Annotated in this window: 23 protein-coding genes, 2 tRNA genes and 1 pseudogene; 12 read left to right on the top strand and 14 right to left on the bottom strand. The window is 49.5% G+C overall.

Annotation, left to right across the window (positions count from 1 at the left end; genetic code table 11):
• Positions 1-29: 29 nt before the first annotated feature.
• Complete coding sequence (locus AC5FX6_RS09100; protein ID WP_493596733.1) at positions 30-230, bottom strand: hypothetical protein; 201 nt, start codon at positions 228-230, stop codon at positions 30-32.
• A gap of 108 nt (positions 231-338) precedes the next feature.
• Here AC5FX6_RS09100 and AC5FX6_RS09095 point away from each other — a divergent pair, with 108 nt between their 5' ends.
• The 3 genes from AC5FX6_RS09095 to AC5FX6_RS09085 are packed head-to-tail and all read left to right on the top strand — an operon-like array spanning position 339 to position 1,975.
• Entirely contained in the window at positions 339-794 is a 456-nt protein-coding gene (locus AC5FX6_RS09095; protein WP_493596732.1) for a GNAT family N-acetyltransferase, read from the top strand.
• 56 nt (positions 795-850) lie between these two features.
• Entirely contained in the window at positions 851-1,276 is a 426-nt protein-coding gene (locus tag AC5FX6_RS09090) for a carboxypeptidase-like regulatory domain-containing protein (protein WP_493596731.1), read from the top strand.
• A 30-nt stretch (positions 1,277-1,306) separates the two neighbouring features.
• Positions 1,307-1,975: a hypothetical protein gene (locus AC5FX6_RS09085; RefSeq protein WP_493596730.1), complete on the top strand. Its 669-nt coding sequence runs from the start codon at positions 1,307-1,309 to the stop codon at positions 1,973-1,975.
• An 83-nt stretch (positions 1,976-2,058) separates the two neighbouring features.
• Here AC5FX6_RS09085 and AC5FX6_RS09080 read toward each other — a convergent pair whose 3' ends face one another.
• The 7 genes from AC5FX6_RS09080 to AC5FX6_RS09050 all read right to left on the bottom strand — a co-directional run bounded on the left by AC5FX6_RS09080 (position 2,059) and on the right by AC5FX6_RS09050 (position 6,555).
• Positions 2,059-2,346: a hypothetical protein gene (locus tag AC5FX6_RS09080; RefSeq protein WP_493596729.1), complete on the bottom strand. Its 288-nt coding sequence runs from the start codon at positions 2,344-2,346 to the stop codon at positions 2,059-2,061.
• A 14-nt stretch (positions 2,347-2,360) separates the two neighbouring features.
• Positions 2,361-3,104 (bottom strand): hypothetical protein, encoded by a 744-nt coding sequence (locus tag AC5FX6_RS09075; RefSeq protein WP_493596728.1) that lies wholly within the window; start codon positions 3,102-3,104, stop codon positions 2,361-2,363.
• On the bottom strand, positions 3,101-3,493 hold the full coding sequence (locus tag AC5FX6_RS09070) for a GntR family transcriptional regulator (protein ID WP_493596727.1): 393 nt from the start codon (positions 3,491-3,493) through the stop codon (positions 3,101-3,103). The genes AC5FX6_RS09075 and AC5FX6_RS09070 overlap by 4 nt, the downstream gene beginning before the upstream one ends.
• Positions 3,494-3,507: 14 nt before the next feature.
• Positions 3,508-4,284: a hypothetical protein gene (locus tag AC5FX6_RS09065; protein ID WP_493596726.1), complete on the bottom strand. Its 777-nt coding sequence runs from the start codon at positions 4,282-4,284 to the stop codon at positions 3,508-3,510.
• On the bottom strand, positions 4,268-5,122 hold the full coding sequence (locus tag AC5FX6_RS09060) for an ABC transporter ATP-binding protein (protein WP_493596725.1): 855 nt from the start codon (positions 5,120-5,122) through the stop codon (positions 4,268-4,270). The genes AC5FX6_RS09065 and AC5FX6_RS09060 overlap by 17 nt, the downstream gene beginning before the upstream one ends.
• Before the next feature lie 219 nt (positions 5,123-5,341).
• On the bottom strand, positions 5,342-5,569 hold the full coding sequence (locus tag AC5FX6_RS09055; protein WP_493596724.1) for a hypothetical protein: 228 nt from the start codon (positions 5,567-5,569) through the stop codon (positions 5,342-5,344).
• Positions 5,570-5,598: 29 nt separating this feature from the next.
• Positions 5,599-6,555 (bottom strand): CvpA family protein, encoded by a 957-nt coding sequence (locus AC5FX6_RS09050; protein ID WP_493596723.1) that lies wholly within the window; start codon positions 6,553-6,555, stop codon positions 5,599-5,601.
• A gap of 175 nt (positions 6,556-6,730) precedes the next feature.
• On the opposite strand from AC5FX6_RS09050, the gene glgX reads away from it, so the two are divergent.
• Together glgX and AC5FX6_RS09040 are read left to right on the top strand one after the other, a co-directional pair.
• Positions 6,731-8,875, top strand: a complete 2,145-nt coding sequence (glgX, locus tag AC5FX6_RS09045) for a glycogen debranching protein GlgX (RefSeq protein WP_493596722.1) — start codon at positions 6,731-6,733, stop codon at positions 8,873-8,875.
• 21 nt (positions 8,876-8,896) lie between these two features.
• Complete coding sequence (locus AC5FX6_RS09040; RefSeq protein ID WP_493596721.1) at positions 8,897-9,178, top strand: GNAT family N-acetyltransferase; 282 nt, start codon at positions 8,897-8,899, stop codon at positions 9,176-9,178.
• Between the two features lie 72 nt (positions 9,179-9,250).
• Here the strand turns inward: AC5FX6_RS09040 and AC5FX6_RS09035 are convergent, their stop codons facing one another.
• The 4 genes from AC5FX6_RS09035 to AC5FX6_RS09020 all read right to left on the bottom strand — a co-directional run bounded on the left by AC5FX6_RS09035 (position 9,251) and on the right by AC5FX6_RS09020 (position 11,839).
• The gene (locus AC5FX6_RS09035; RefSeq protein ID WP_493596720.1) at positions 9,251-9,724 is read right to left on the bottom strand and encodes a hypothetical protein; all 474 of its coding nucleotides are present in this window, start codon (positions 9,722-9,724) and stop codon (positions 9,251-9,253) included.
• A gap of 15 nt (positions 9,725-9,739) precedes the next feature.
• Entirely contained in the window at positions 9,740-10,273 is a 534-nt protein-coding gene (locus AC5FX6_RS09030) for a YceI family protein (protein WP_493596719.1), read from the bottom strand.
• A gap of 98 nt (positions 10,274-10,371) precedes the next feature.
• Positions 10,372-10,833, bottom strand: coding sequence for an META domain-containing protein (locus AC5FX6_RS09025; RefSeq protein ID WP_493596718.1), 462 nt, complete (start codon positions 10,831-10,833; stop codon positions 10,372-10,374).
• A gap of 136 nt (positions 10,834-10,969) precedes the next feature.
• Positions 10,970-11,839 carry a hypothetical protein gene (locus tag AC5FX6_RS09020; RefSeq protein ID WP_493596717.1) on the bottom strand — a complete coding sequence of 290 codons (870 nt, stop codon included), beginning with the start codon at positions 11,837-11,839 and terminating at the stop codon, positions 10,970-10,972.
• Between the two features lie 368 nt (positions 11,840-12,207).
• Here AC5FX6_RS09020 and AC5FX6_RS09015 point away from each other — a divergent pair.
• The 3 genes and pseudogenes from AC5FX6_RS09015 to AC5FX6_RS09005 all read left to right on the top strand — a co-directional run bounded on the left by AC5FX6_RS09015 (position 12,208) and on the right by AC5FX6_RS09005 (position 15,973).
• Positions 12,208-13,872: pseudogene (locus AC5FX6_RS09015) on the top strand (catalase).
• A 310-nt stretch (positions 13,873-14,182) separates the two neighbouring features.
• Positions 14,183-15,595 carry a 23S rRNA (uracil(1939)-C(5))-methyltransferase RlmD gene (gene rlmD / locus AC5FX6_RS09010; protein WP_493596716.1) on the top strand — a complete coding sequence of 471 codons (1,413 nt, stop codon included), beginning with the start codon at positions 14,183-14,185 and terminating at the stop codon, positions 15,593-15,595.
• 6 nt (positions 15,596-15,601) lie between these two features.
• On the top strand, positions 15,602-15,973 hold the full coding sequence (locus AC5FX6_RS09005; RefSeq protein WP_493596715.1) for a hypothetical protein: 372 nt from the start codon (positions 15,602-15,604) through the stop codon (positions 15,971-15,973).
• A 127-nt stretch (positions 15,974-16,100) separates the two neighbouring features.
• On the opposite strand, the gene thiL is transcribed toward AC5FX6_RS09005, so the two are convergent.
• Positions 16,101-17,126, bottom strand: a complete 1,026-nt coding sequence (gene thiL, locus AC5FX6_RS09000; protein ID WP_493596714.1) for a thiamine-phosphate kinase — start codon at positions 17,124-17,126, stop codon at positions 16,101-16,103.
• A 193-nt stretch (positions 17,127-17,319) separates the two neighbouring features.
• Here thiL and AC5FX6_RS08995 point away from each other — a divergent pair, with 193 nt between their 5' ends.
• Positions 17,320-18,129, top strand: coding sequence for an SDR family oxidoreductase (locus tag AC5FX6_RS08995; RefSeq protein WP_493596713.1), 810 nt, complete (start codon positions 17,320-17,322; stop codon positions 18,127-18,129).
• Between the two features lie 165 nt (positions 18,130-18,294).
• Here the strand turns inward: AC5FX6_RS08995 and AC5FX6_RS08990 are convergent, their stop codons facing one another.
• On the bottom strand, positions 18,295-19,032 hold the full coding sequence (locus AC5FX6_RS08990) for an SH3 domain-containing protein (RefSeq protein WP_493596712.1): 738 nt from the start codon (positions 19,030-19,032) through the stop codon (positions 18,295-18,297).
• Positions 19,033-19,101: 69 nt separating this feature from the next.
• Here AC5FX6_RS08990 and AC5FX6_RS08985 point away from each other — a divergent pair.
• The 3 genes from AC5FX6_RS08985 to AC5FX6_RS08975 all read left to right on the top strand — a co-directional run bounded on the left by AC5FX6_RS08985 (position 19,102) and on the right by AC5FX6_RS08975 (position 20,031).
• Positions 19,102-19,174: transfer RNA gene (locus tag AC5FX6_RS08985), tRNA-Lys, on the top strand.
• A 57-nt stretch (positions 19,175-19,231) separates the two neighbouring features.
• Positions 19,232-19,304, top strand: a tRNA-Lys gene (locus AC5FX6_RS08980).
• A 112-nt stretch (positions 19,305-19,416) separates the two neighbouring features.
• The gene (locus AC5FX6_RS08975) at positions 19,417-20,031 is read left to right on the top strand and encodes a DUF4403 family protein (protein ID WP_493596711.1); all 615 of its coding nucleotides are present in this window, start codon (positions 19,417-19,419) and stop codon (positions 20,029-20,031) included.
• Positions 20,032-20,116 lie beyond the last annotated feature (85 nt).

Below are 20,116 nucleotides of genomic sequence, written 5' to 3'. Positions count from 1 at the left end.
AAAGTATGATTAAGTTGGATATGGGAGGGTTATTTGGATAGGTCAGCAATTGCCATGATGGCAAACGCTACGGTGCCGCCGTAAACGGCAAATTTGGTAATAGGGGAGGCATTAGAAAGAAAAGCGGTGTGCTGGTTGTATTTGATAATACCCATAAGTGTGAGCGACAGGTATAGGAATAGCGCCAATGGGATAATGTTGAAAAGAATCTCGAAGATGTCGTTTGCCATGGGGATGCGCTAGATTTTCGATGGGTGCCGTGCAAAGATAGGTATAAATTGCAGGCTGGCGTATCTTTGGCCTGAACAATACTACCAACTTAACCCTGTACGACCGCTATGGCGCTTACCAAAATCTGCAAAGCCTTTCAGGAACTGACTCCAAACGAACTGTATGACATGCTCCGGTTGCGGAGCGAGGTGTTTGTAGTAGAGCAGACATGTATCTTTCTGGACATGGACGATAAAGATCAGCTTTGCCACCATGTGCTTTTCTACAATGAAGATCAGGTGTTGGTCGCTACTGCCCGCCTGGTGCCGGCTGGGGTATCTTATCCGGATATGATGTCGATTGGGCGCATCGTGACAAGCCCACTGGTGCGTGGCACGGGAGTAGGTAAACAGTTGGTCGAGCTGTCAATTGAAGCCTGCTATCGTTTATTTGGCAAGAGCCCGATCCGGATTGGAGCACAGCTCTACGCCAAAAAGTTTTACGAGAGTTTTGGCTTTGAGCAGTCCAGTGAGGTATATGACGAGGATGGGATTGACCACATCAAAATGGAGAAGCAGGTATAGCAACTGGTTGAAATATAGTGGTTTTTCATTATCTTGTTTCATCATCCCTCTACGCTATGAAAACAAGACTTATCAACCGGTATGGGTTATTACTTGCGCTGGTCTGCTGGCTGAGCGGCTGTGTAAAAGAAGAAGATGACTATGTCAGTAAATACTGTCCCGGTTCCTGCACCGAGGTAAGTGGACAAGTGCTGCGCTCCAGTGGCCAGCCTGTAGTCAATATGCAGATCATGGCCACCTGGAAAAATCTGGAATACTTGAGTGGCGGCACGATTCGGAAAAAAGCAGTGGCCTATACCGACACACAGGGTAACTATACCCTGCGTTTTCTTCTTAGAGACGATGAAATGCAGGTGGGGTACATCAACATTGAACCACAGGGGAGGGCTTGCAATGGATCAATATGCCCGTCTTACACCATGTATTGGGACGAACTGAAACGCGACACAGCGTATACCCATACTTTTCTGATTAATATGTAAGCCATATCTCAAAACGGCACTGCCAACCATATGCTTAGCCCACTGCACAAATTTTGCTATGTCACAGCTTTGCTGCTATGCCTGGTCCTGAGGGCGCAGGCACAGCATACCCAGCGCATTAGTTTTCGGATCGGGAGCGCCACACCTATCGGTGACTTCAAGGCAGACCGGTTTGAAGACGAGTACCCACCTCTAGCAAAGCAGGGGATTAACCTGGAGGGAAACTATCGTGTGGATCTAAAGCCATACCTGGCGGTGGGCGCTACAGCCGGCTGGCGATTTCAACGCTTCGATTTGGATGCCTTTGCTTCGCCCGATGATGAGCTGGTGACACACCGGGAAGCGAGCGGCTGGAAAAGCACCTACGCCTTGGCCGACCTATACCTGCAAAGCGCACCTGGCAGCTTTTTTGGCTTTGTGAAAGGTTCTCTGGGAGCTGCTCACAATAAATCGCCGGAGGTAAAAGTAGACACGTCATACGGCCCCATCCGTCGCAGCGCTGACACGGCAGTTGCTCTGGCGTATGGTGTAGGAGGTGGTTTTGGAATAGTGGCTGGTCGTGTTCTGTTTACCCTGGAGATAGGCATACTCGCCACCGAACCTACTTTTAAAATAACGAATGCGCAGGGTCAAAGCTATACCTTGCGGCAACCTATGCAAACGGTCAACTCTATACTGGGCCTGAGCTATACCTTATAAACCTTGCTATACCTGAGTTGCCTGAGAAAAAAAAAGGCTCGGGTTGTGCTCCCGGGCCTTTTTGCTTAGGCGATATACTCTGTTTAAATGACCATCACCAGTTTTGCAAATGCATCCACTAGCTGCAACAGTCTGCTTGTAAGCGCTACTTTCTGTTCCTCCACCTGCTCCTCCAGGTTAATGGTAGTTTGCGCAGTTGCTGCATTTGGGTTCAAGACGATAGTCGCTTCACGTTTCAACGGGCATACCATCTCCTCTTTATTATGAGAGCTTGCAGCGCATGTGGTCTGGTTTGCAACGCTGGTGTTGCCTCCATGCGATAGGCTCATGAAGAGGAGCCCGGCAATCAAGATCAGTCCTGTCTTTTTCATAGCAATACAGGTTTTTACTTGCGTAAAATCGTCAGTGATTCACCGGAAAGCTCTACCTGAGCCTGCTCCGAAAAATTGAACCGCAACGCAGGTATAGCAACATCCTGCAGAGAAAGGTAGCTGCGGTTGCGGACATCAAGGTTCGCGTGCTGTATCTTATTGTCTGTCAGGATGCGCAGCTTTGGTTCACTTTCAGGACTTGTGCCTGTAACCGCATACAGGTGCACCAGCTCGTTGTTGTGCAGCTGTACATGCACGCCATTGTCAAGCTCCAGCCTGAGACTATCCTGCCTGAATCCTATCAGGGAAGTATTCAGGAAATTGGTCGCACTTATAAGCTTGACGTTAGTTATCGGCTCTCCATTAAAAGAATGCGTCGCGTTGGCTCGGAGTGTTTTCAGCATCGGGGTTTTGATGATCAGGTGAGGAGTGCCCCAGCCTTTAACCCTTTGCTGCTTATCATTTGTTGCCAGATCGATCTGCAATGTTTTGCCTTTCTGACTGATTTGCAATACTTCTTCATTGCCTTTGTGCAGGTATACTTCGTGGTTGTCGCCCTGCTCAATCTGCACGGTCATCTTATCGCCCGGATTTACCACAATTTCATCAAAGCCATTAAAATCATGAGCAATGTAGTTGCGGTAAGGGTTCTGGTAAGATTTGGTGTTGAACTCTGCTTTCAGCGCAATATTATACGTTGCCAGTCCACTTAGCAGAAGGACTAAAGCGAAAAGTAAAAGTTTATTACTGGTTTTCATGATTTCTGCTCGATTTCTGATTCGTAATTTTCTGTTTTATACACGTCATAGCGCTTCTGTATCTCGTCCAGGTCTATTTCCAGCAAAAAGAGGTTTCTGAAAAACTCGGGCAAATCCTGTTGTAGAAAACGCTCCTTGCGTTGGGCTTTTACCTTTTTGACGGCATCCGGCGTCACAAAAAAGCCAATGCCACGCTTGTTGTAGATCACCTCCTGATTCTGAAGCTGCTCATAGGTGCGCATCACCGTATTGGGATTCACCTGAAAAGTCACTGCCAGATCACGCACCGAGGGGATCTTGTCTTCTGCGGCCCACTTGCCCAGCAGAATCTGGTCGCTCACGTGCGCCGCAATCTGCAGGTAGATGGGTTCGTTTTCTTTAAATTCCATTTGTTTCCTCCCCGCTAAACTTGCTTTTCCTTTATTTTGAAATAGGCCACTACCCAGCTTATAAGCGCCAGTGCTATTGGCAGCAGTATAATTAGTGGCTCATTACCTTCGTAGGCACCTACCTCAAATTGCTTATCATTTTCCATGAAATAGGCTGACGAGAATGGCCCCGCAGATGTCAGGTCACGTCCCAGCAGTACTTGTACAACCTGCTTGTTCAGGTTATACAGCAGGATGATGGCCAGAAAACCTATGAATGCCGCTTTGATAAAATGATTCTTGTTAAAATAAGCCGAGCCCACCAACATCAGCGCATTAAACAGCGCATAGAAGATCAGAATCATGTACAGTGGCGGTTCGGAGGTCAGTATGTTGATCAACTCAGGATCGGATCCCACACGTGGATCGAGATGGAGCAGAATGGTTATGATCAGGTAAAACGAAGGTATAAACAGTAGCAGGTAGATGGGAAAGGAGTACAGCCACCCGACCAGGTATTTCTCCAGTTGTGAAGCAGGCAGGGTCAGGAAAGCGATCGCCTTTTTATTGTCACCTAGCTGCGCAAACACAGTGCTCGAAAACACCATACCTGCCCCGATCATGAAGAACAAGAAAAAGATGGACTGCTCAGTAACTGACATAGGTCGGGATGCCAGATAGCTGGCTGTGGCCATGATCAGAAACATAGCGCCCAGCAATACGCCCAGCGACATCAGATAGGTTTTATAGTGCTCCACTGTATGCTTGCGAAACAGTAGCGCAAAGCGGCTCTTATTAAAGTGATTGTTCATATTGAGATCTTTGAAGAATTTCGGTTACAGATGTGTTGCCGCTGGTAATGGCATTGAAAAGTAGTTCCATGTCCACCTTGCTGTAGTTGCCCATGACATTCGGTAAGATAGCCTGCTTGCCCCGCAATGCATCTTCGGTGTAAATGGCGGTGTGAGCTTCCGATTCAGGTATAGTAGTAAAGGTGAGTCGCTCACTGATCGCATCCAGGGATTCATTCAGTACGATCTCCCGGTTATGCACCACCACCAGCGTATCAATCAGGCTATCGAGGTCGCGTACCTGGTGCGTGGAGATGATGATGCAGCGGTTTTCGGTGAGGGCTGAGGCGATAATGCGGCGAAACTGCACTTTGGAAGGTATGTCCAGGCCATTGGTTGGCTCGTCCATCACCAAGGCACTTGTATTTGTGGCTAGCCCAAATGCAATAATAGCTTTCTTCTGCTGACCGAAAGACATCTTGTTGAGAACGGCATGCTGCGGTACTTCAAATTCTGATAAGTACCGGTAAAAGGCGTCCTCATCGAAATAAGGGTAGAAAGGGGCAGTGTTTGCTACAAACTGTTTTGCCGTGAGGGACGGCATGTAGATTTCCTCCGGAATGAAATAGAGATTCTCGAGCATGGACGGCAGGCGCTTGTGTGAGTCAATGCCGTTTACCTGGCAGCGGCCTTCTAGTGGGAAAACAAGCCCCACCATGTTTTTAAGCAGTGTGGACTTGCCTGCGCCATTCTTGCCGAGCAACCCATAAATATGGCCCTCCTGCAGCTTCAGGCTCAGATTCTGGAATAGCAGCGACTTGCGGCTATACCCGAAACTAAGGTTCTCGATCTCTATCATATCTGTTTGTTTTAGTGTATTAGTTACATAGTACACTACAAATGTAGATATTGTTTTACCAATACCAAATTATTTTTAAAAAATATTTAGATAAAGGTATATAAGCTTATTTTCAGGTAGATAGCCCCTGTGAGAGTTTCTTTTAAGAAATAGGCTCAGACTTAATTAAGAGGAATAACGGATAGTTATAGAGAGGGTAGGACAAAGAATGAGGCGCAGCTATACCTTATTGATATGGTCTGAAAGAGCCAGGTATACCTGCTCTGCGTCCTGCTTTTCGAATATCTTCTGTGATGCTCCGAAGTCAAGCACGAGTTTGGCGGTTTGTTGTTCAGTCTCCGGTTTGAAATAAGAAAAGCACAGTTTGCTCACGTCCAGGATAAAAACGGCACGTGTGTCTCCGCTGCCGAGCGAAATGGTTACAAAGTTACTGTTTACAGGCTGCATGGCTATACCTTGATCTGCTCAGGTATACGTCAGTTCCTGAACTTCTGCGTGATCATCAAACCATGACTGCGACTCTGCAGCACGGCTATACCTACCCGCCCGAACCGCACGTGCAGGATATTGGCCCGGTGGCCCGGAGACTCCATCAATCCTTTGTGGGCTATGTTGAGGGTAGGGGCAAGTGCCAGGTTTTCGCCAGCGGCTCTGAATGGGATATTGGCCGCCCGTATTCTGTCTGCTGCGCTTGCCCCCTCAGGTGTTATGTGGGAGAAGTAACCGCGCGTGAACATGTCGGCCGCATGTAGCCGGGCCACCGTGGTGAGGGCGGTGTCCGCTTGCAAAGGCTGCAAGCCCTTGGCGATGCGCTCCTGATTTACCAGCTCCAGCATACGCGCCTCCAGTTCTGGCTGTGGCTGGTAGTCATCTGAGGTAAAAGGCAATTCGATATACTGTCCTGACTCTGGCGCAACCGTGAATTTGTTGAGGGCGCGCTTTACGACACGGTCAAAAACGGGTGCCAGTTCATCTTCCGCCAGGTGAGTATAGGTCTTGAACCTGCTTGCCACACTGCTGTCCTGCACATAGGTTTGAAAGCGCTCCGGAAACGGAAACGACAGCAGTAGAATAGAGAGGATCGCAATGGTAATAATGCCACTCAGCAGTCCGGGCAGGGTGCCCAGTGCTTTGTTGACGTGGTGGGCATGTAGTTCTTCTGAAAACTGATTCAGGATCAGAGAGCCGATAAACTGGATGAGCATGCTGGAGAGTACCGCGATAATAAAAAAGGAGATAGGCGGTATCCAGTACACACTCCAATCAGTGGCGCGGCTGAGCCAGTCGGCAAGCGATGGGTATAGCCGAAAGCTCAGGATCAGCGTGCCCACCCAGCGTACCAGGTCCAGCAGACTGAAGGCAAAACCACGTCGCCAGCCCATGTAGGCACTGAACAGCACGATCAGGGTGAGTAGGATATCTAGGGCGTTCATTCCAGATCTTTTTGAATTAATACGGACAGCCGCGGCTCAAAGATGACGTAGCGCTCGGTCCTGTGTAACGTTTGGTTGACAATAAATAAGGTAGGACGCTACTCTTTGGCAGCTTTCTGCGTAGATGAAGAAGTCCTGAAAAGGATTCATCAGATATCTAATTTACAAAATCCTTATGAATATTACTGTATACCCTGGCAGCCCTTATCCGCTGGGTGCCACATGGGATGGAGAAGGCGTGAATTTCGCCTTATACGCTGACAATGCAACAGGTGTAGAGTTATGCCTTTTTAACTCGACTGAAGACGAAAGCGAATCGGTGAAAATAAAGATGACCGAGCGTACTCACCAGGTATGGCACGCCTATCTGCCCGAGATCCGACCGGGCCAATTGTACGGCTATCGGGTGTATGGACCCTATGAGCCGTCCAACGGGCATCGCTTCAACCCCAACAAACTTCTGATCGATCCTTATGCGAAAGCCATTTCGGGAACGATCAACTGGCACGACTCCCTCTTTGGCTACGAAGTAGGTAATCCGGAGGAAGACCTGAAAATGAGCACACTCGACAGCGCTCCTTTCATACCGTGCAGTGTCGTAGTGGATGCCAACTACGACTGGGAAGGTGTGAAAGCCCCGAAAATTCCCTATCACAAATCGGTCATTTACGAAGCGCACGTCAAGGGGCTAACCAAACTACACCCTGATATACCGGAAGAGATCCGTGGCACATATGCGGCCATTGGCCACCCGGTTACCATCAAGTATCTGCAGGAGTTGGGTATTACGGCCATTGAACTGATGCCGGTGCACCACTTTATTACCGATCGTCACCTGGCCGATAAAGGGCTCACCAATTACTGGGGTTATAATTCCATCGGCTTTCTGGCACCGGATGTACGCTACTCGAGCAGTGGTACATTAGGGGAACAGGTAGTGGAGTTTAAGGACATGGTCAAGGCGCTGCACCGGGCAGGTATAGAAGTGATACTGGATGTGGTGTACAACCACACCGGAGAAGGCAATCACATGGGGCCTACCCTGTCGTTCCGGGGCGTAGACAACGCTTCCTACTATCGCATGGTGGAAGAAGACAAGCGCTTCTACATGGACTATACCGGTACCGGCAATACCCTCAACGCCATGATGCCACCTGTACTGCGCCTGATCATGGACAGCCTTCGCTATTGGATATTGGAGATGCACGTGGATGGCTTCCGCTTCGACCTGGCCGCCACGCTGGCCCGCGAGCTGCATGAAGTGGACCGACTGGGTTCTTTCTTCGATATCATTCACCAGGATCCGGTTATCTCACAGGTGAAGCTGATCGCCGAGCCATGGGACATCGGGGAGGGCGGCTACCTGGTCGGAAAATTCCCTCCGGGCTGGGCCGAATGGAATGGCAAGTACCGTGACTGCATCCGTGACTACTGGCGAGGCGAGGGAGGTACCCTGGGCGAGTTTGCCGAGCGATTCACCGGAAGTTCTGATTTGTACCGCGATGACTGGCGTCGGCCAACGGCCAGCATCAACTTTGTGACGGCGCACGACGGCTTTACGCTGAATGACCTGGTGTCGTACAACGAAAAGCACAACGATGCCAATGGCGAAGACAACAATGACGGCGAGAGCCATAACCGCTCCTGGAACTGTGGAGCTGAGGGACCGACCAAGGACAAAAAGATCATAGAGCTGAGAGAGCGGCAAAAGCGCAACTTCATGACGACGCTGTTCCTGTCGCAAGGTGTGCCCATGCTGGTGGCTGGTGATGAACTAAGCCGTACACAGCAGGGCAATAACAACGCTTACTGCCAGGACAATGAAATATCCTGGATCAACTGGCTTACCGCTGACAAGGAATTGCTTTCCTTCACGCAGCAACTAATAGCGCTGCGTCGCAATCATCCCGTGTTCTGTCGCCGTCGCTGGTTCCAGGGACAACCTATCAAAGGAGTAGGGGTTGAGGATATTGCCTGGTTTCAGCCAGACGGCTCAGAAATGACGGAAGAGCAGTGGAACCACGATGCCGCTAAGTCGCTGGGTGTGTTCCTGAACGGTCGCGGCCTGCACTCGGTTGGTCCAAAAGGGGAGCAGATCATTGACGATAGTTTTTACCTGATCTTTAACGCGCACCACGAGGACCTGGACTATACAATACCTGAAGCGAAGTACGGCACCCAGTGGACCAAAATACTAGACACCCAACTCACGGAGATCAAAGATGATGGGCCAACCTTAGAAGCTGGCGAAAAGGTCCGGATCGGAAGCCGTTCTATTGTTCTGTTGCATCACCCCTCCGGGCAATTAGTAAGTGGGTAAACTCAATTAAATTAAAGCAAAATGGATATCAACATAAAACACGATAAGAAATACCAGCAATTTACCGCCAACATTGGATCGGAAGACGCTGAGCTGGCCTACGCCATTCCCTCTGAGGAAGTAATGGATTTCACGCATACGTTTGTGCCTGAGTCGGCAAGGGGGAAAGGCGTAGCGAATAAGCTGATTGAAGAAGGCCTGTGCTACGCAGAGGAAAACGGGAAAAAGGTGATTGCTACCTGCCCGGTGGTGAAGAAGTTTATTCATAAAAACCCCGACTACCAGAAACTCCTGAAAGAATAAAGTTTGCAGGTATAGACAATGGAGGTATAGATGGCCCTTTCTTAACCGGGGTAGTCTATACCTTTATTTTTGTCATGACTTGTAGCGGGCTATGTAAGTAATGGCTGAGAGAATCAGTGGGTGCTTGGCCTGCATCTGCTCAATCAGCTGCTCCATGACCAGGTAGTCACTCACAGAGGTACTGATCTCGCCGCAGAGCAGCAGGTACTTAAACCGGATAACACTGATGTAACACTTGTCATCATTATGGAGCAGATAATTACAAATGTTCAGGTGTAGCTCCTGAGCAGCCTTGTCGCTTAGCTCAATGTTCAAAGTGTCTTTTATTGCTTTTTTTGCGCTTTTCTTTTGCATGGAAATAGGATAACTGATGCAAACAGGCAAGCCTGATGTATAGATCGGCGATAGAGCCGGATGAAGCAGGAGCAAGGTTACCGGGAAGAAATGCCGGTAGAGGCGCTTGCCGGAGGTTGGTGGGCTAAGCGAACGGGAGTATTCTGAAGGTGCAAATTGTAAAGATTGCTGCGCTGAAGGGAGTGCTAACACCAGCGCAGCTATTTGTTATTGTTTGACGAGCTGTATTTCACAGTGCAGGCGGATCTCATCGCTCACGACTACGCTGCCGGCTTCCGTTACGGCATCCCAGGTGAGGCCGAATTCTTTTCTTTTAATCTTTCCCTCCACACTGAAGCCGGCTTTGGTCTGTCCGTAGGGGTCTACCACCGTGCCGTGATACTCCACATCGAGGGTAATAGGTTTTGTCGTGCCTCGTATGGTGAGGTCCCCGTGTAACTTCTCGAAGCCTGGTTTCAACTCTTCATAGTTTTTACCTTCAAACCTGATCTGTTCATGGTTATCGGCATCAAAGAAATCACCGGATTTCAGGTGGGTATCGCGCTGCTGGTTATTGGTGCTGATGGAGTCGACATCGGCTGTGAACACAATGCTTTTCGTGTCATGAAAATCTTCTCCTTCTGTCTCCACTTCTACATTGAACTTCTCAAAATAGCCTGTCACCGTCGTGATCATGAGGTGACGTGCTTTGAACTGCACTTCACTGTGCGTGGGGTCTACAATCCATTTAGTTGTTGCCATAGGTATAAGTGGTTTTAGCTGATCAAAAATAAATTGTTACCGGTGCCTTTAGCATACTGCAACACCGGTAATATGGTTATAATCTGCTAGTTATTTGGTTAGCGGACTGCCGGCATATTCGGTTCGGCCCCCGCCCTAAAAGTGGCTACAGCCGTGTTTTGGTAGAAAAGGGTGAGAACTTCGCCCGCAATCCGGTATGAGTCTGCTTTCTCGAGCACGGCCATTAGCAGATTTTCCTGCTCTATGATGGGGCACATGGCCCGTGTGGTGCTGAGGCCTGTAAGCTGTAAGGACCCATTGCTCAGGCTATACCTGCCCATCAGCCGGTTACAGCCGGTATACCCTTTCAACTCGTTATCTCCCGCCTCAAAGCGGATATAAGCCGTGCGGGTTTCAGGGGTATCATCAAACTGCTGATCCTGCAGCGAAAGCAGTATCCAATATGAGCTTTGAAGAGCCGTGTCTCCCTCCCCGTACTGCCTGTTTTTCTCGCTGAGGTTACAGGCGGTCAGGCATATGCCTAGCAGCAATAGCCAACTGTAGCGTAATATGTTTTTCATTTTATCTTTATTTAAGGGCTTTGGCTATACCTGTGATCAGGTATAGGTATGGTGTGCATACGGATTAGCCCCGAATAAGGTAGGTTTGCGCAGTAAAGCAAGAAGTCCACCAGGTAGGTGGACTTCGCTTTTAGGTTTACTTCTGATAGCCTCTTACACCTGGGCCGTAGTTGGAAATTGGCGAGTTAGCCGAATAATCCGGTCCCGACTGATAGCCATACCCACGTGGGCTGCGGCTCGGTGAATCATCGTGGTCACGGTCGCGAAAGCGACGTGTTTCATAGTTGTCGTTGCGGCCTTCACGATCCTGGTTGCGGTGATCGTAGTTGCTGCCATACTGGCGGCCATAGTCGTTTTCGCTGCTGCTGCGGCTATGCTCACCGCGGTCAATGTAGCGGTCGTCCAGGCTTTGGGGGTCGGATACACTGCGGCGACCATCCTGCTCGCCATGCGCATAGTTATAGCGCTCGTCCTGACCGTACTGGTCGAAGCGACGCCCGTGGCCAGTCTGACGGTAGCTGTTCTCCTGACGCTCATAGCGGCGATTGGCATGGTCTACACCTTCACTACGCCAGCCAGTGCCTCGGTCGCGTTCATAGCCCCCCTGGCGCTGGTAGTTCATGTATGGGTTCGGGTCACCGTAACGGTAGTGGTCGCCCTGCGAGCTGCCACTGCTACCTGAGCCGTAGTTGTCTCTGTCTCTGCTTCCGTAGGAGCTGTTTCCGCCCCATTCGTTCTGGTGCATTTGCCCCTGGGTATGGCGGTCGCTTTGATCGCGGTTGCTGCGCCAGCTGTTGGCTCCATAGCCACCCACCGGGCCATCAGAACCATAGCTTGTATTGCCTTGACTGCTTACGTTGCGGTACTCATGTCCCTGGTCAGGCATGCCGTAGTAATTGCCTCTGTTCTCATAGCGGCTCTGGTAGTTCGATAGATTATCACGGTCACCGGAGCGGCTGCCACGGTTGCGATTGTCTCTGTCGTAATTTCTTTCGTTGTATCTCATAGTTTTTCGGTTTTGGGATGATGTTCCATTATGCCTTTTTAAACGAGCATTGAGCGACAGTGTTTACATGGCTGGTCAATAGAAGCGGAAGCCGAATCATTCGGGGAAAACTTTGCAGGTAGAAGCGAAGAGCCAATAAAACACATTTGCTATACCTGATACAATCTCATGGCAACTACAATCTTATGGACGATTGGCTATAAGATAAGGTATATGCAGGTGAAGGTGCTTCATGTTATTGGGATAACATTATATGGATGCGTTGGTTGTTATTTAAGTAGAAATCAATGATTTGACTTAAATCAATCAACTCTTGTGTATTGGTTTCGTTAAATACTATCTGAAAATCCATCAAAAGTCAGCAAGTCATGAATAAAAACGAAAGCATGAAAGGCAATGGCCAGTCCAAGTCCAAATACGCCAAAGCCGATAAGTCCCGCAATGCCAGCAAAGGCACTACCCTTACCACCCGCCAGGGACACCCTGTTACCGACAACCAGAATATTAGAACGGTAGGAAACCGGGGCCCTGCCACTATGGAGAACTACCACTTCATCGAAAAGATATCGCACTTTGACCGCGAACGTGTGCCGGAACGTGTGGTGCATGCCCGGGGAGCCGGAGCGCACGGTGTGTTCCAGGCATATGGTACGGTGGGCAACGATTCTGTTGATAAATTTACACGCGCCAAAGTGTTTAAGAAAGGAAAAGAGACACCGGTTTTCGTACGCTTCTCGACGGTAGGTCACGGGACGCACTCACCAGAAACACTACGCGACCCACGTGGCTTTGCCGTTAAGTTCTACACCGAAGACGGGAACTGGGACCTGGTAGGCAATAACCTCAAAATTTTCTTTATCCGGGATGCGATGAAATTCCCGGACCTGATCCACTCACAGAAACCGGATCCGGTAACGAACATACAAAGTGCTGAGCGCATCTTTGACTTCTTTTCGGGCACACCGGAGGCCACTCATATGATTACATTCCTGTATTCTCCCTGGGGTATACCTGCCAACTACCGACAGATGCAGGGCTCAGGCGTGAATACTTACAAATGGGTGAACGAAGACGGAGAGGCTGTACTGGTGAAGTATCACTGGGAGCCGGTGCAGGGTATCCGAAACCTGACCCAGAAAGAGGCGCAGGAAATACAGGGCAAGAACTTCAACCACGCTACCCAGGACTTGTAAGAAGCCATTGAGCGGGGAGACTTTCCGGAGTGGGAGCTTAATGTACAGATCATGAGTGATGATGACCATCCGGATCTGGACTTCGATCCATTGGATGACACCAAACTATGGCCACAGGACCAGTTTCCTTGGCATCCGGTAGGTAAGATGACACTGAACCGCAATCCTGTGGATTATTTCAACGAAGTGGAGCTCTCCGCATTTGGTACAGGTGTACTGGTAGACGGACTTGACTTCTCGGATGACAAAATGCTACAAGGTCGTACTTTTTCATACTCTGACACGCAGCGCTACCGTGTAGGGGCCAATTACCTGCAATTGCCAATCAACGCACCGAAAGTGCATGTAGCCACAAACCAGCGTGGCGGTCAAATGGCTTTTGACACGGACTTTGCTGAAGGACAGAACATACATGTGAACTACGAGCCATCTATTCTGGGAGGACTGCAGCAGGCCGACAAGCCGAAGGAGTATTCACCGCGTTACGAGGCTAACCTGGTTCGTCAGCCAATCGATCGGCCGAATCCGTTCGGTCAGGCCGGTGAGACCTACCGCAACTTCGAGGATTGGGAGCGCGACGAGTTGATCAATAACCTGGGCAATGACCTGGCAAAATGTGACACGCGCATTCAGGACAAGATGCTGGAGTACTTCACACAGGCCGACGAAGACTATGGTCGCAGGGTGAGAGAAAGCATCGACCGTGCCACGAAGGAAATGAAAAAGATGATGATGGAGCACAAAAAGATCGAGGGGATGGATGGCCCATCAGGCAATACTACTGGCGAAGAAGGTGTGCAGGACGCCAAAAAGAAGTCCCACAAAGCGAAACCATACTAAGCTGTATTTAGATCAGGTATAGAAAAGCCGTTTCTGAAAGGGAACGGCTTTTTTGATGGCTTTTTGCGGGGTTATTCCATTACCCTCGCTCGCGTCCCGCGAGTTTGCGCTATCGGGCGGACTCTGGCCGCTTCAGTTTATGCGTGTAGGCCCTAGTGGCGGGACACCACTAAAAATCTCACATCCTTGTCCCGCGAGCGAGGGCGGAATGAAAAAGGGCGTAACTCTCTTTTAAGAATAGGGCACCCGAAAGAGCGGCTTTTTTCGTGCATTCCCACATCTCCCGAATTTTAGCTAATTTTGCAGCACTGTGAGAAAGCAAAAGAAGAAGATCAATTTCGAGATACTCGAAAACATACGAATAGAGGAGATGGTGGCCGAGGGCAAGTGCCTCGCCCGTCATGATAACATGGTCATATTTGTGGGCGGCGTGGCTCCCGGCGACGTGGTGGACCTGCGCATTACCCGCAAAAAGAAGAGCTTTATGGAAGCCGAGGCGGTGAACTTTCATGCCTACTCGGACGTGCGCGTGCAGCCTTTCTGTGAGCACTTTGGTACCTGCGGCGGTTGCAAGTGGCAGCATATCGGCTACGACACCCAACTGTACTACAAGCAAAAGCAGGTGCAGGACAATCTCGAGCGCATTGGTAAAGTAGCACTTCCGCTGTTCGACCCGATTCTGGGCTCTGCCAAAGACAAGTTTTACCGCAACAAACTGGAGTTCACCTTCTCCAACTACGGCTGGCTGACCAACGAACAGATCAAGTCGGGGGAGGAGCATGAGCGCCGGGCACTGGGCTTCCACATGCCGGGCCGCTTCGATAAGATCCTCGACATCCAGAACTGTTACCTGCAGCCGGAGCCGTCCAATAGCATCCGACTGGCCGTGCGCGACTATGCCCGCGCCAACAATCTGGTGTTTTTTGACAAGCTCCGCATGACCGGCTGGTTGCGCAACCTGATCATCCGAACAGCCAATACCGGCGAACTGATGGTGATCGTGCAGGTATACCACGAAGATCAGGAAGCCATCACAGGTATAATGGACTATCTGTCAGCAGAATTTCCGCAGATCACCTCGCTGCATTATATCGTGAACGGCAAAGGCAATGAGACTTTCCATGACCTGGAAGTGGTGTGCTACAAAGGCCTGCCTTACATCCATGAAGAAATGGAAGGTATACGCTTTAGAGTAGGACCAAAATCATTCTACCAGACCAATGGTGATCAGGCGTATGAGCTCTACAAATTGACCCGCGAGTTTGCTGGCCTGACCGGAAACGAGCTGGTTTATGACTTATACACTGGGGCTGGTACCATCGCCAACTTTGTGGCTCGCCAAGCACGCGAAGTCATAGGTATAGAATATGTGCCGAGCGCTATAGAGGATGCGAAGATCAACTCGCAGATTAATGACATTACTAATACTACCTTCTACGCCGGCGACATGAAAGACATTCTTTCGGATGAGCTGATCGAGCGCCACGGCAGGCCGGATGTTGTGATCACGGACCCGCCGCGAGCAGGTATGGACGAGAAGGTGGTAGCGAAACTCCTGCAGGTGCACCCGAACCGTATTGTGTATGTAAGCTGTAACCCGGCCACACAGGCGCGTGACCTAGAGTTGCTCTCCGAGAAATATGACGTTACACGTGTGAAGCCGGTGGACATGTTCCCGCAAACGCACCACGTAGAAAATATTGTTCTGTTAACAGCTAAATAAAAGCGAATGGAAAACGATCCTGAATTAAACGGTAAATACCTTGGGACCATCTCCAGAGACTTTGTGGTGGTAGCCGAAACGTTGCGTGAGGCATCGTATCAGGTGCGCAAACGCGACATATCTAAGTACCCGATCTTTGTTTTTGCCCGGACGGAGGTGCCCATTGGTTCACTTTTTCTGGCTAAGGAAGAGTTGGCGCTTGAGTGGAATATCAACGCTTCTTACTTAGAGGATTTCATTAAGCATAAATTGGTGGATGAAGAAAGAGTTGCGGACTTCGCAGCTGCCTACAAAGACCCGGACGAGTTTTGCTGCCTCTTTGTGGTGGACGGCGAGAGCTTCACCAACTTTGTGTTTATACCTTATCCGGAAGATTAGAACGACAGCTTGATATAAGTCGATGAACCATTATCGATTTGAGCAAAACAAAAAGAGAAGCACTTGTGCTTCTCTTTTTGTTTATCCATATACAGTGGAATCCTGCTTCATCTAAAAATAGATGCCCTTAAAAATGCTGCCAGCCCTGGGCCTGGAGTGGGAAGGATTGTCCGTGCTTGTTGGCCAGGTTGATGCCTTCGCTCTTATCAGTGATCTTACCGATAATGCTGATGTCCGGGTGGTTTTTCACCTTGTCGTAATCTGAAATGGGCACTGTGAACAGGAGTTCATAGTCCTCGCCACCGTTGAGGATGCAGGTGATCGGGTCGAGTTTAAACTCCATGGCTGCTTCCAGCGTCTGCTCATCTACAGGCAGGTTGTCTTTGTAGATGGTAGCACCCACCCCTGACTGTGCACAGATATGGAACAGCTCGGAGGCTAGTCCGTCAGACACGTCGATCATGGAGGTTGGTTTGATGTCACGCTCCTTCATGTCGTGAATCACGTCCATGCGGGCCTCAGGACGCAGCTGACGACCAATGATATATTGCTTGTCGTCGAGTTGCGGCTGCATCTCCGGGTCTGCCATGAACGCCTGCTTCTCGCGCTCCAGGATCTGGAGTCCGAGGTAGGCAGCTCCCAAGTCACCGGTCACGCAGATCAGGTCGTTTTCTTTGGCACCGCTGCGCAGCACGGCATTGCCTTTGGCTACTTCGCCGATGGCCGTGATGCTGATCACTAGCCCAGTGCGGGAAGAAGTCGTGTCGCCACCAACCAGGTCCACATTATAGTTTTCGCAGGCCAGGCGCATTCCTTCATAAAGCTCTTCTACTGCTTCCACGGTATACTTGGCACCCAGCGCGATGTTCACTGTAATCTGGGTAGGTTTCGCATACATGGCCGCAATATCCGACACATTCACAGCCACCGCTTTATAGCCCAAATGCTTTAGAGGACAGAAAGTAAGGTCAAAGTGCACGCCTTCCAGCAGCATGTCACTCGTCACCACGATCTGTTTTTCACCTGGCTCCAGAATAGCCGCGTCGTCGCCTATGCCTTTGATGGTAGAAGGCTGATTGAGCTCGATCTTTTCATTCAGGCGCTTGATCAGGCCAAACTCGCCCAATTCACTTAGTGAGGTATAGTTACTCATGTTGTTTCTGCTTTATACCTGCAAAGGTACGCAATTTATAAGGTATAGGCGTAATGTAGCCATTGCGGAATTCCTAACTGATATTTAGCGCAGAAGTAGTAGTTTTGCATCTGATTCCTGCTCCATGTGGGAAGCTATCTGAATAAGTTGTCTGTGAAGTGAAGCAGACAAAGTATAAGCTGATTTGACAAAGATGAAAAATAAAGTAGTGCTCGTTACAGGCGGTACATCAGGTATAGGCAAGGCGCTGGTGTTCGCTTTTGGACAGGCTGGAGCGAAAGTAGCCTACTCAGGTCGTAACCAACAGAACCTCGACCAGACCGCTCAGGAATTGACGGCGGCAGGTATAGACAATCTAGCTATCAACGCAGACGTAAGTGTGGAAGCCGACTGCGAGCGGATGGTAGCTGAAACTGTGAGCAAGTTTGGGAAACTGGACATTCTCATCAACAATGCAGGTATTTCGATGCGAGCGCTTTTTGAAGACCTGGACCTGGACGTGCTGCGCAAGGTGATGGACATCAATTTCTGGGGCACAGTATACAGCAGCAAGTTCGCGCTACCTTACATAAAGGCGGCAAAAGGTTCGATCATCGGCATCTCCTCTATTGCCGGTTACCGTGGGCTGCCTGCCCGTACAGGCTATTCAGCTTCTAAGTTTGCGATGCATGGCTTCCTGGAGACGCTCCGCACCGAGTTGCTGCACTCTGGTGTGCATGTACTGATTGCCTGCCCAGGCTTTACAGCCTCCAACATCCGCAACACGGCCCTCGCTGCTGACGGCAAACAGCAAGGCGAAACCCCACGCGATGAACAGAAAATGATGAGCGCCGAAGAAGTGGCCGACCGCATTCTGCAAGCTACTATAAAACGCAAGCGTGACCTCGTGATGACCACACAAGGCAAGATGGCGGTATGGGTCAACAAACTCTTCCCAAGCCTGGCCGATAAGCTTGTGTATAATGTGATGGCAAAGGAGAAGGATTCTCCACTGAAAAAATAGAGTGCAGACTGATTGAAAAAAGACAGAGGGATTGCAATGGCTTCTGCAGAAAACAAAAGAGAAGCTTTCGGGCTTCTCTTTTGTTTTTATATCAGACTGAAGGATTCTTCTTCAGGCAGTCCTTTTTTTAACTGGCCTTTCGACAAATAATCCGTGATCCCAGGACTAGGGAAGCTCCAGCAGATTGTGTTTGCGTACGTAAGCTTTCTCGCCTTTCCAGCGGATCTCGTACCAGATATCCTGCTCACCTGTGATAGGTACTTTATGCCCCTGCGAAACGGTGGCTACCCACGTGGCACCGGCCGAGGGTGCTGACATGATCGCTACCTGATCATTGCGGATGATACCTTCGTCACCCAGGTTGAGAAAGTTGATGTAGTACAGGATAAAAAGCAGGTATAGCACAAAGCCTACCTTAAAGGTTTGGCTGAACCGGTGCCCTTTGCGCCAACTCACAAACATGACCGTAACGGTTACCACAGCCACCAGAAGCATCAGCTCCAATATGCGCATGTAGTGTTTGCTGAACTGGGTTTTGAAGAACTGCAGGTCATTGTACTCGTAGCCGCTCAGGCGATGCGTCTGCCCCAACTCCTCCATCTTCTTAAGAACCGAGCGACTAGGCTGCTTCTTGTAAAAAAGGTGCAGGTAATACATAGCCCCGGTATAGTCACGCACGCTTTCTTTGATGTAAGCCATTTTGAGGAGCATCTGCGGGCTGTATACCTGCTGGTGCTGCAGCAGCGAATCGTAGAGCGTAAAGGCCTCAGTATATTGGAGGTTGTTGAAGAGGGAATCAGCCTGAGAAAGCGCTTTATTATCTGTCTGACTATAAACTGGTTCGGTGTTCAGCGCCAAAAAAAGGAGCAAAAAACCAGAGAATTTGAACCAAAGATTTTGCATTTAAACAGATAGCTATTACTTTTGCAACGCAATTAAGGGAAACGTCCTTGAGAATGCAAGTTAGTAAAAGATTCTGTAGCTCAGCTGGTAGAGCAATACACTTTTAATGTATGGGTCCTGGGTTCGAATCCCAGCGGGATCACAAATTACAGCTCTTTATTTAGGTAGAGAGCTTTTTTACAAACTAACACATAGTGCCGATTCTGTAGCTCAGCTGGTAGAGCAATACACTTTTAATGTATGGGTCCTGGGTTCGAATCCCAGCGGGATCACTTAAGAAGCCTCAAACCTATGTTTGGGGCTTTTTTATTTCTCTTTTTGCCACATAGAAACTCTTTGGACAGTTTCGAGTTTAAATGGCCATAGCTTACCTAAAGTCTATCAATGGAAAACTTTGTCAAGATTCAGGTGCCAGTAACCATTTCTTATCCTGCTTTGGAGAGTGTGATGAAAAAGCAACTGGTGGGGGAGTACATTCAAAAGCCCTCCGGAGACCCCAACGCATCCCCTTACGCCCAGATACTGGATGTTGGCCTGGCAGGTAGCAGCTCCGGTGACGGCGACCTTATCCTGAAGGTCAGAATCCGGATACTGAGGACGATCCTCAAGCGCGACAATGTCGATCTGTATGTGCGTGCAACTCCCGGCTACGACAATGCCACGCAACAGGTGTTCATCCGCAAGTTCAACATGCAGGCCCAGACCTCCAGCCGCTTTTATAACTCTTCCCTTGAAGTGCTGGTGAACAAGGTCGCTTACAATCAGATCATTCAGAAGGCCAGGGTGAACCTGCAGCAAATTATTGCGGGTGAACTCACTAAAGCGAACGGTATGCTGGAATCAGGTATGGAGATGAAAGGACTTAAACTCAATGGCGCAGTAGAAGAGGTGCGGGTGCAGGATATTACGCCAAAACCTAACCGGATGTTCCTGAACCTGGAGCTACAGGCGAAAGTGGAAGTAGATGTGTATGATTTAAGCGAACTGCTCCCTGCATAGTTTCACCCTAATTGAGCATTAACGGTGTTGCAGGTTTGTAAATAGGTATAGACACACAGATTTTTTTCTTAAAAATAAAAAAAAG

The sequence above is a fragment of the Pontibacter sp. LHS2 genome, assembly GCF_058932845.1.
This window is presented reverse-complemented; position numbering and strand designations above follow the sequence as displayed.

What these genes read in the sequence shown, in the direction of transcription:
- AC5FX6_RS09100 (WP_493596733.1), bottom strand. Translation starts at nt 230, where the DNA reads ATGGCAAACGACATCTTCGAGATTCTTTTCAACATTATCCCATTGGCG.
- AC5FX6_RS09095 (WP_493596732.1), top strand. Translation starts at nt 339, where the DNA reads ATGGCGCTTACCAAAATCTGCAAAGCCTTTCAGGAACTGACTCCAAAC.
- AC5FX6_RS09090 (WP_493596731.1), top strand. Translation starts at nt 851, where the DNA reads ATGAAAACAAGACTTATCAACCGGTATGGGTTATTACTTGCGCTGGTC.
- AC5FX6_RS09085 (WP_493596730.1), top strand. Translation starts at nt 1,307, where the DNA reads ATGCTTAGCCCACTGCACAAATTTTGCTATGTCACAGCTTTGCTGCTA.
- AC5FX6_RS09080 (WP_493596729.1), bottom strand. Translation starts at nt 2,346, where the DNA reads ATGAAAAAGACAGGACTGATCTTGATTGCCGGGCTCCTCTTCATGAGC.
- AC5FX6_RS09075 (WP_493596728.1), bottom strand. Translation starts at nt 3,104, where the DNA reads ATGAAAACCAGTAATAAACTTTTACTTTTCGCTTTAGTCCTTCTGCTA.
- AC5FX6_RS09070 (WP_493596727.1), bottom strand. Translation starts at nt 3,493, where the DNA reads ATGGAATTTAAAGAAAACGAACCCATCTACCTGCAGATTGCGGCGCAC.
- AC5FX6_RS09065 (WP_493596726.1), bottom strand. Translation starts at nt 4,284, where the DNA reads ATGAACAATCACTTTAATAAGAGCCGCTTTGCGCTACTGTTTCGCAAG.
- AC5FX6_RS09060 (WP_493596725.1), bottom strand. Translation starts at nt 5,122, where the DNA reads ATGATAGAGATCGAGAACCTTAGTTTCGGGTATAGCCGCAAGTCGCTG.
- AC5FX6_RS09055 (WP_493596724.1), bottom strand. Translation starts at nt 5,569, where the DNA reads ATGCAGCCTGTAAACAGTAACTTTGTAACCATTTCGCTCGGCAGCGGA.
- AC5FX6_RS09050 (WP_493596723.1), bottom strand. Translation starts at nt 6,555, where the DNA reads ATGAACGCCCTAGATATCCTACTCACCCTGATCGTGCTGTTCAGTGCC.
- glgX (WP_493596722.1), top strand. Translation starts at nt 6,731, where the DNA reads ATGAATATTACTGTATACCCTGGCAGCCCTTATCCGCTGGGTGCCACA.
- AC5FX6_RS09040 (WP_493596721.1), top strand. Translation starts at nt 8,897, where the DNA reads ATGGATATCAACATAAAACACGATAAGAAATACCAGCAATTTACCGCC.
- AC5FX6_RS09030 (WP_493596719.1), bottom strand. Translation starts at nt 10,273, where the DNA reads ATGGCAACAACTAAATGGATTGTAGACCCCACGCACAGTGAAGTGCAG.
- AC5FX6_RS09025 (WP_493596718.1), bottom strand. Translation starts at nt 10,833, where the DNA reads ATGAAAAACATATTACGCTACAGTTGGCTATTGCTGCTAGGCATATGC.
- AC5FX6_RS09020 (WP_493596717.1), bottom strand. Translation starts at nt 11,839, where the DNA reads ATGAGATACAACGAAAGAAATTACGACAGAGACAATCGCAACCGTGGC.
- AC5FX6_RS09005 (WP_493596715.1), top strand. Translation starts at nt 15,602, where the DNA reads ATGGAAAACGATCCTGAATTAAACGGTAAATACCTTGGGACCATCTCC.
- thiL (WP_493596714.1), bottom strand. Translation starts at nt 17,126, where the DNA reads ATGAGTAACTATACCTCACTAAGTGAATTGGGCGAGTTTGGCCTGATC.
- AC5FX6_RS08995 (WP_493596713.1), top strand. Translation starts at nt 17,320, where the DNA reads ATGAAAAATAAAGTAGTGCTCGTTACAGGCGGTACATCAGGTATAGGC.
- AC5FX6_RS08990 (WP_493596712.1), bottom strand. Translation starts at nt 19,032, where the DNA reads ATGCAAAATCTTTGGTTCAAATTCTCTGGTTTTTTGCTCCTTTTTTTG.
- AC5FX6_RS08975 (WP_493596711.1), top strand. Translation starts at nt 19,417, where the DNA reads ATGGAAAACTTTGTCAAGATTCAGGTGCCAGTAACCATTTCTTATCCT.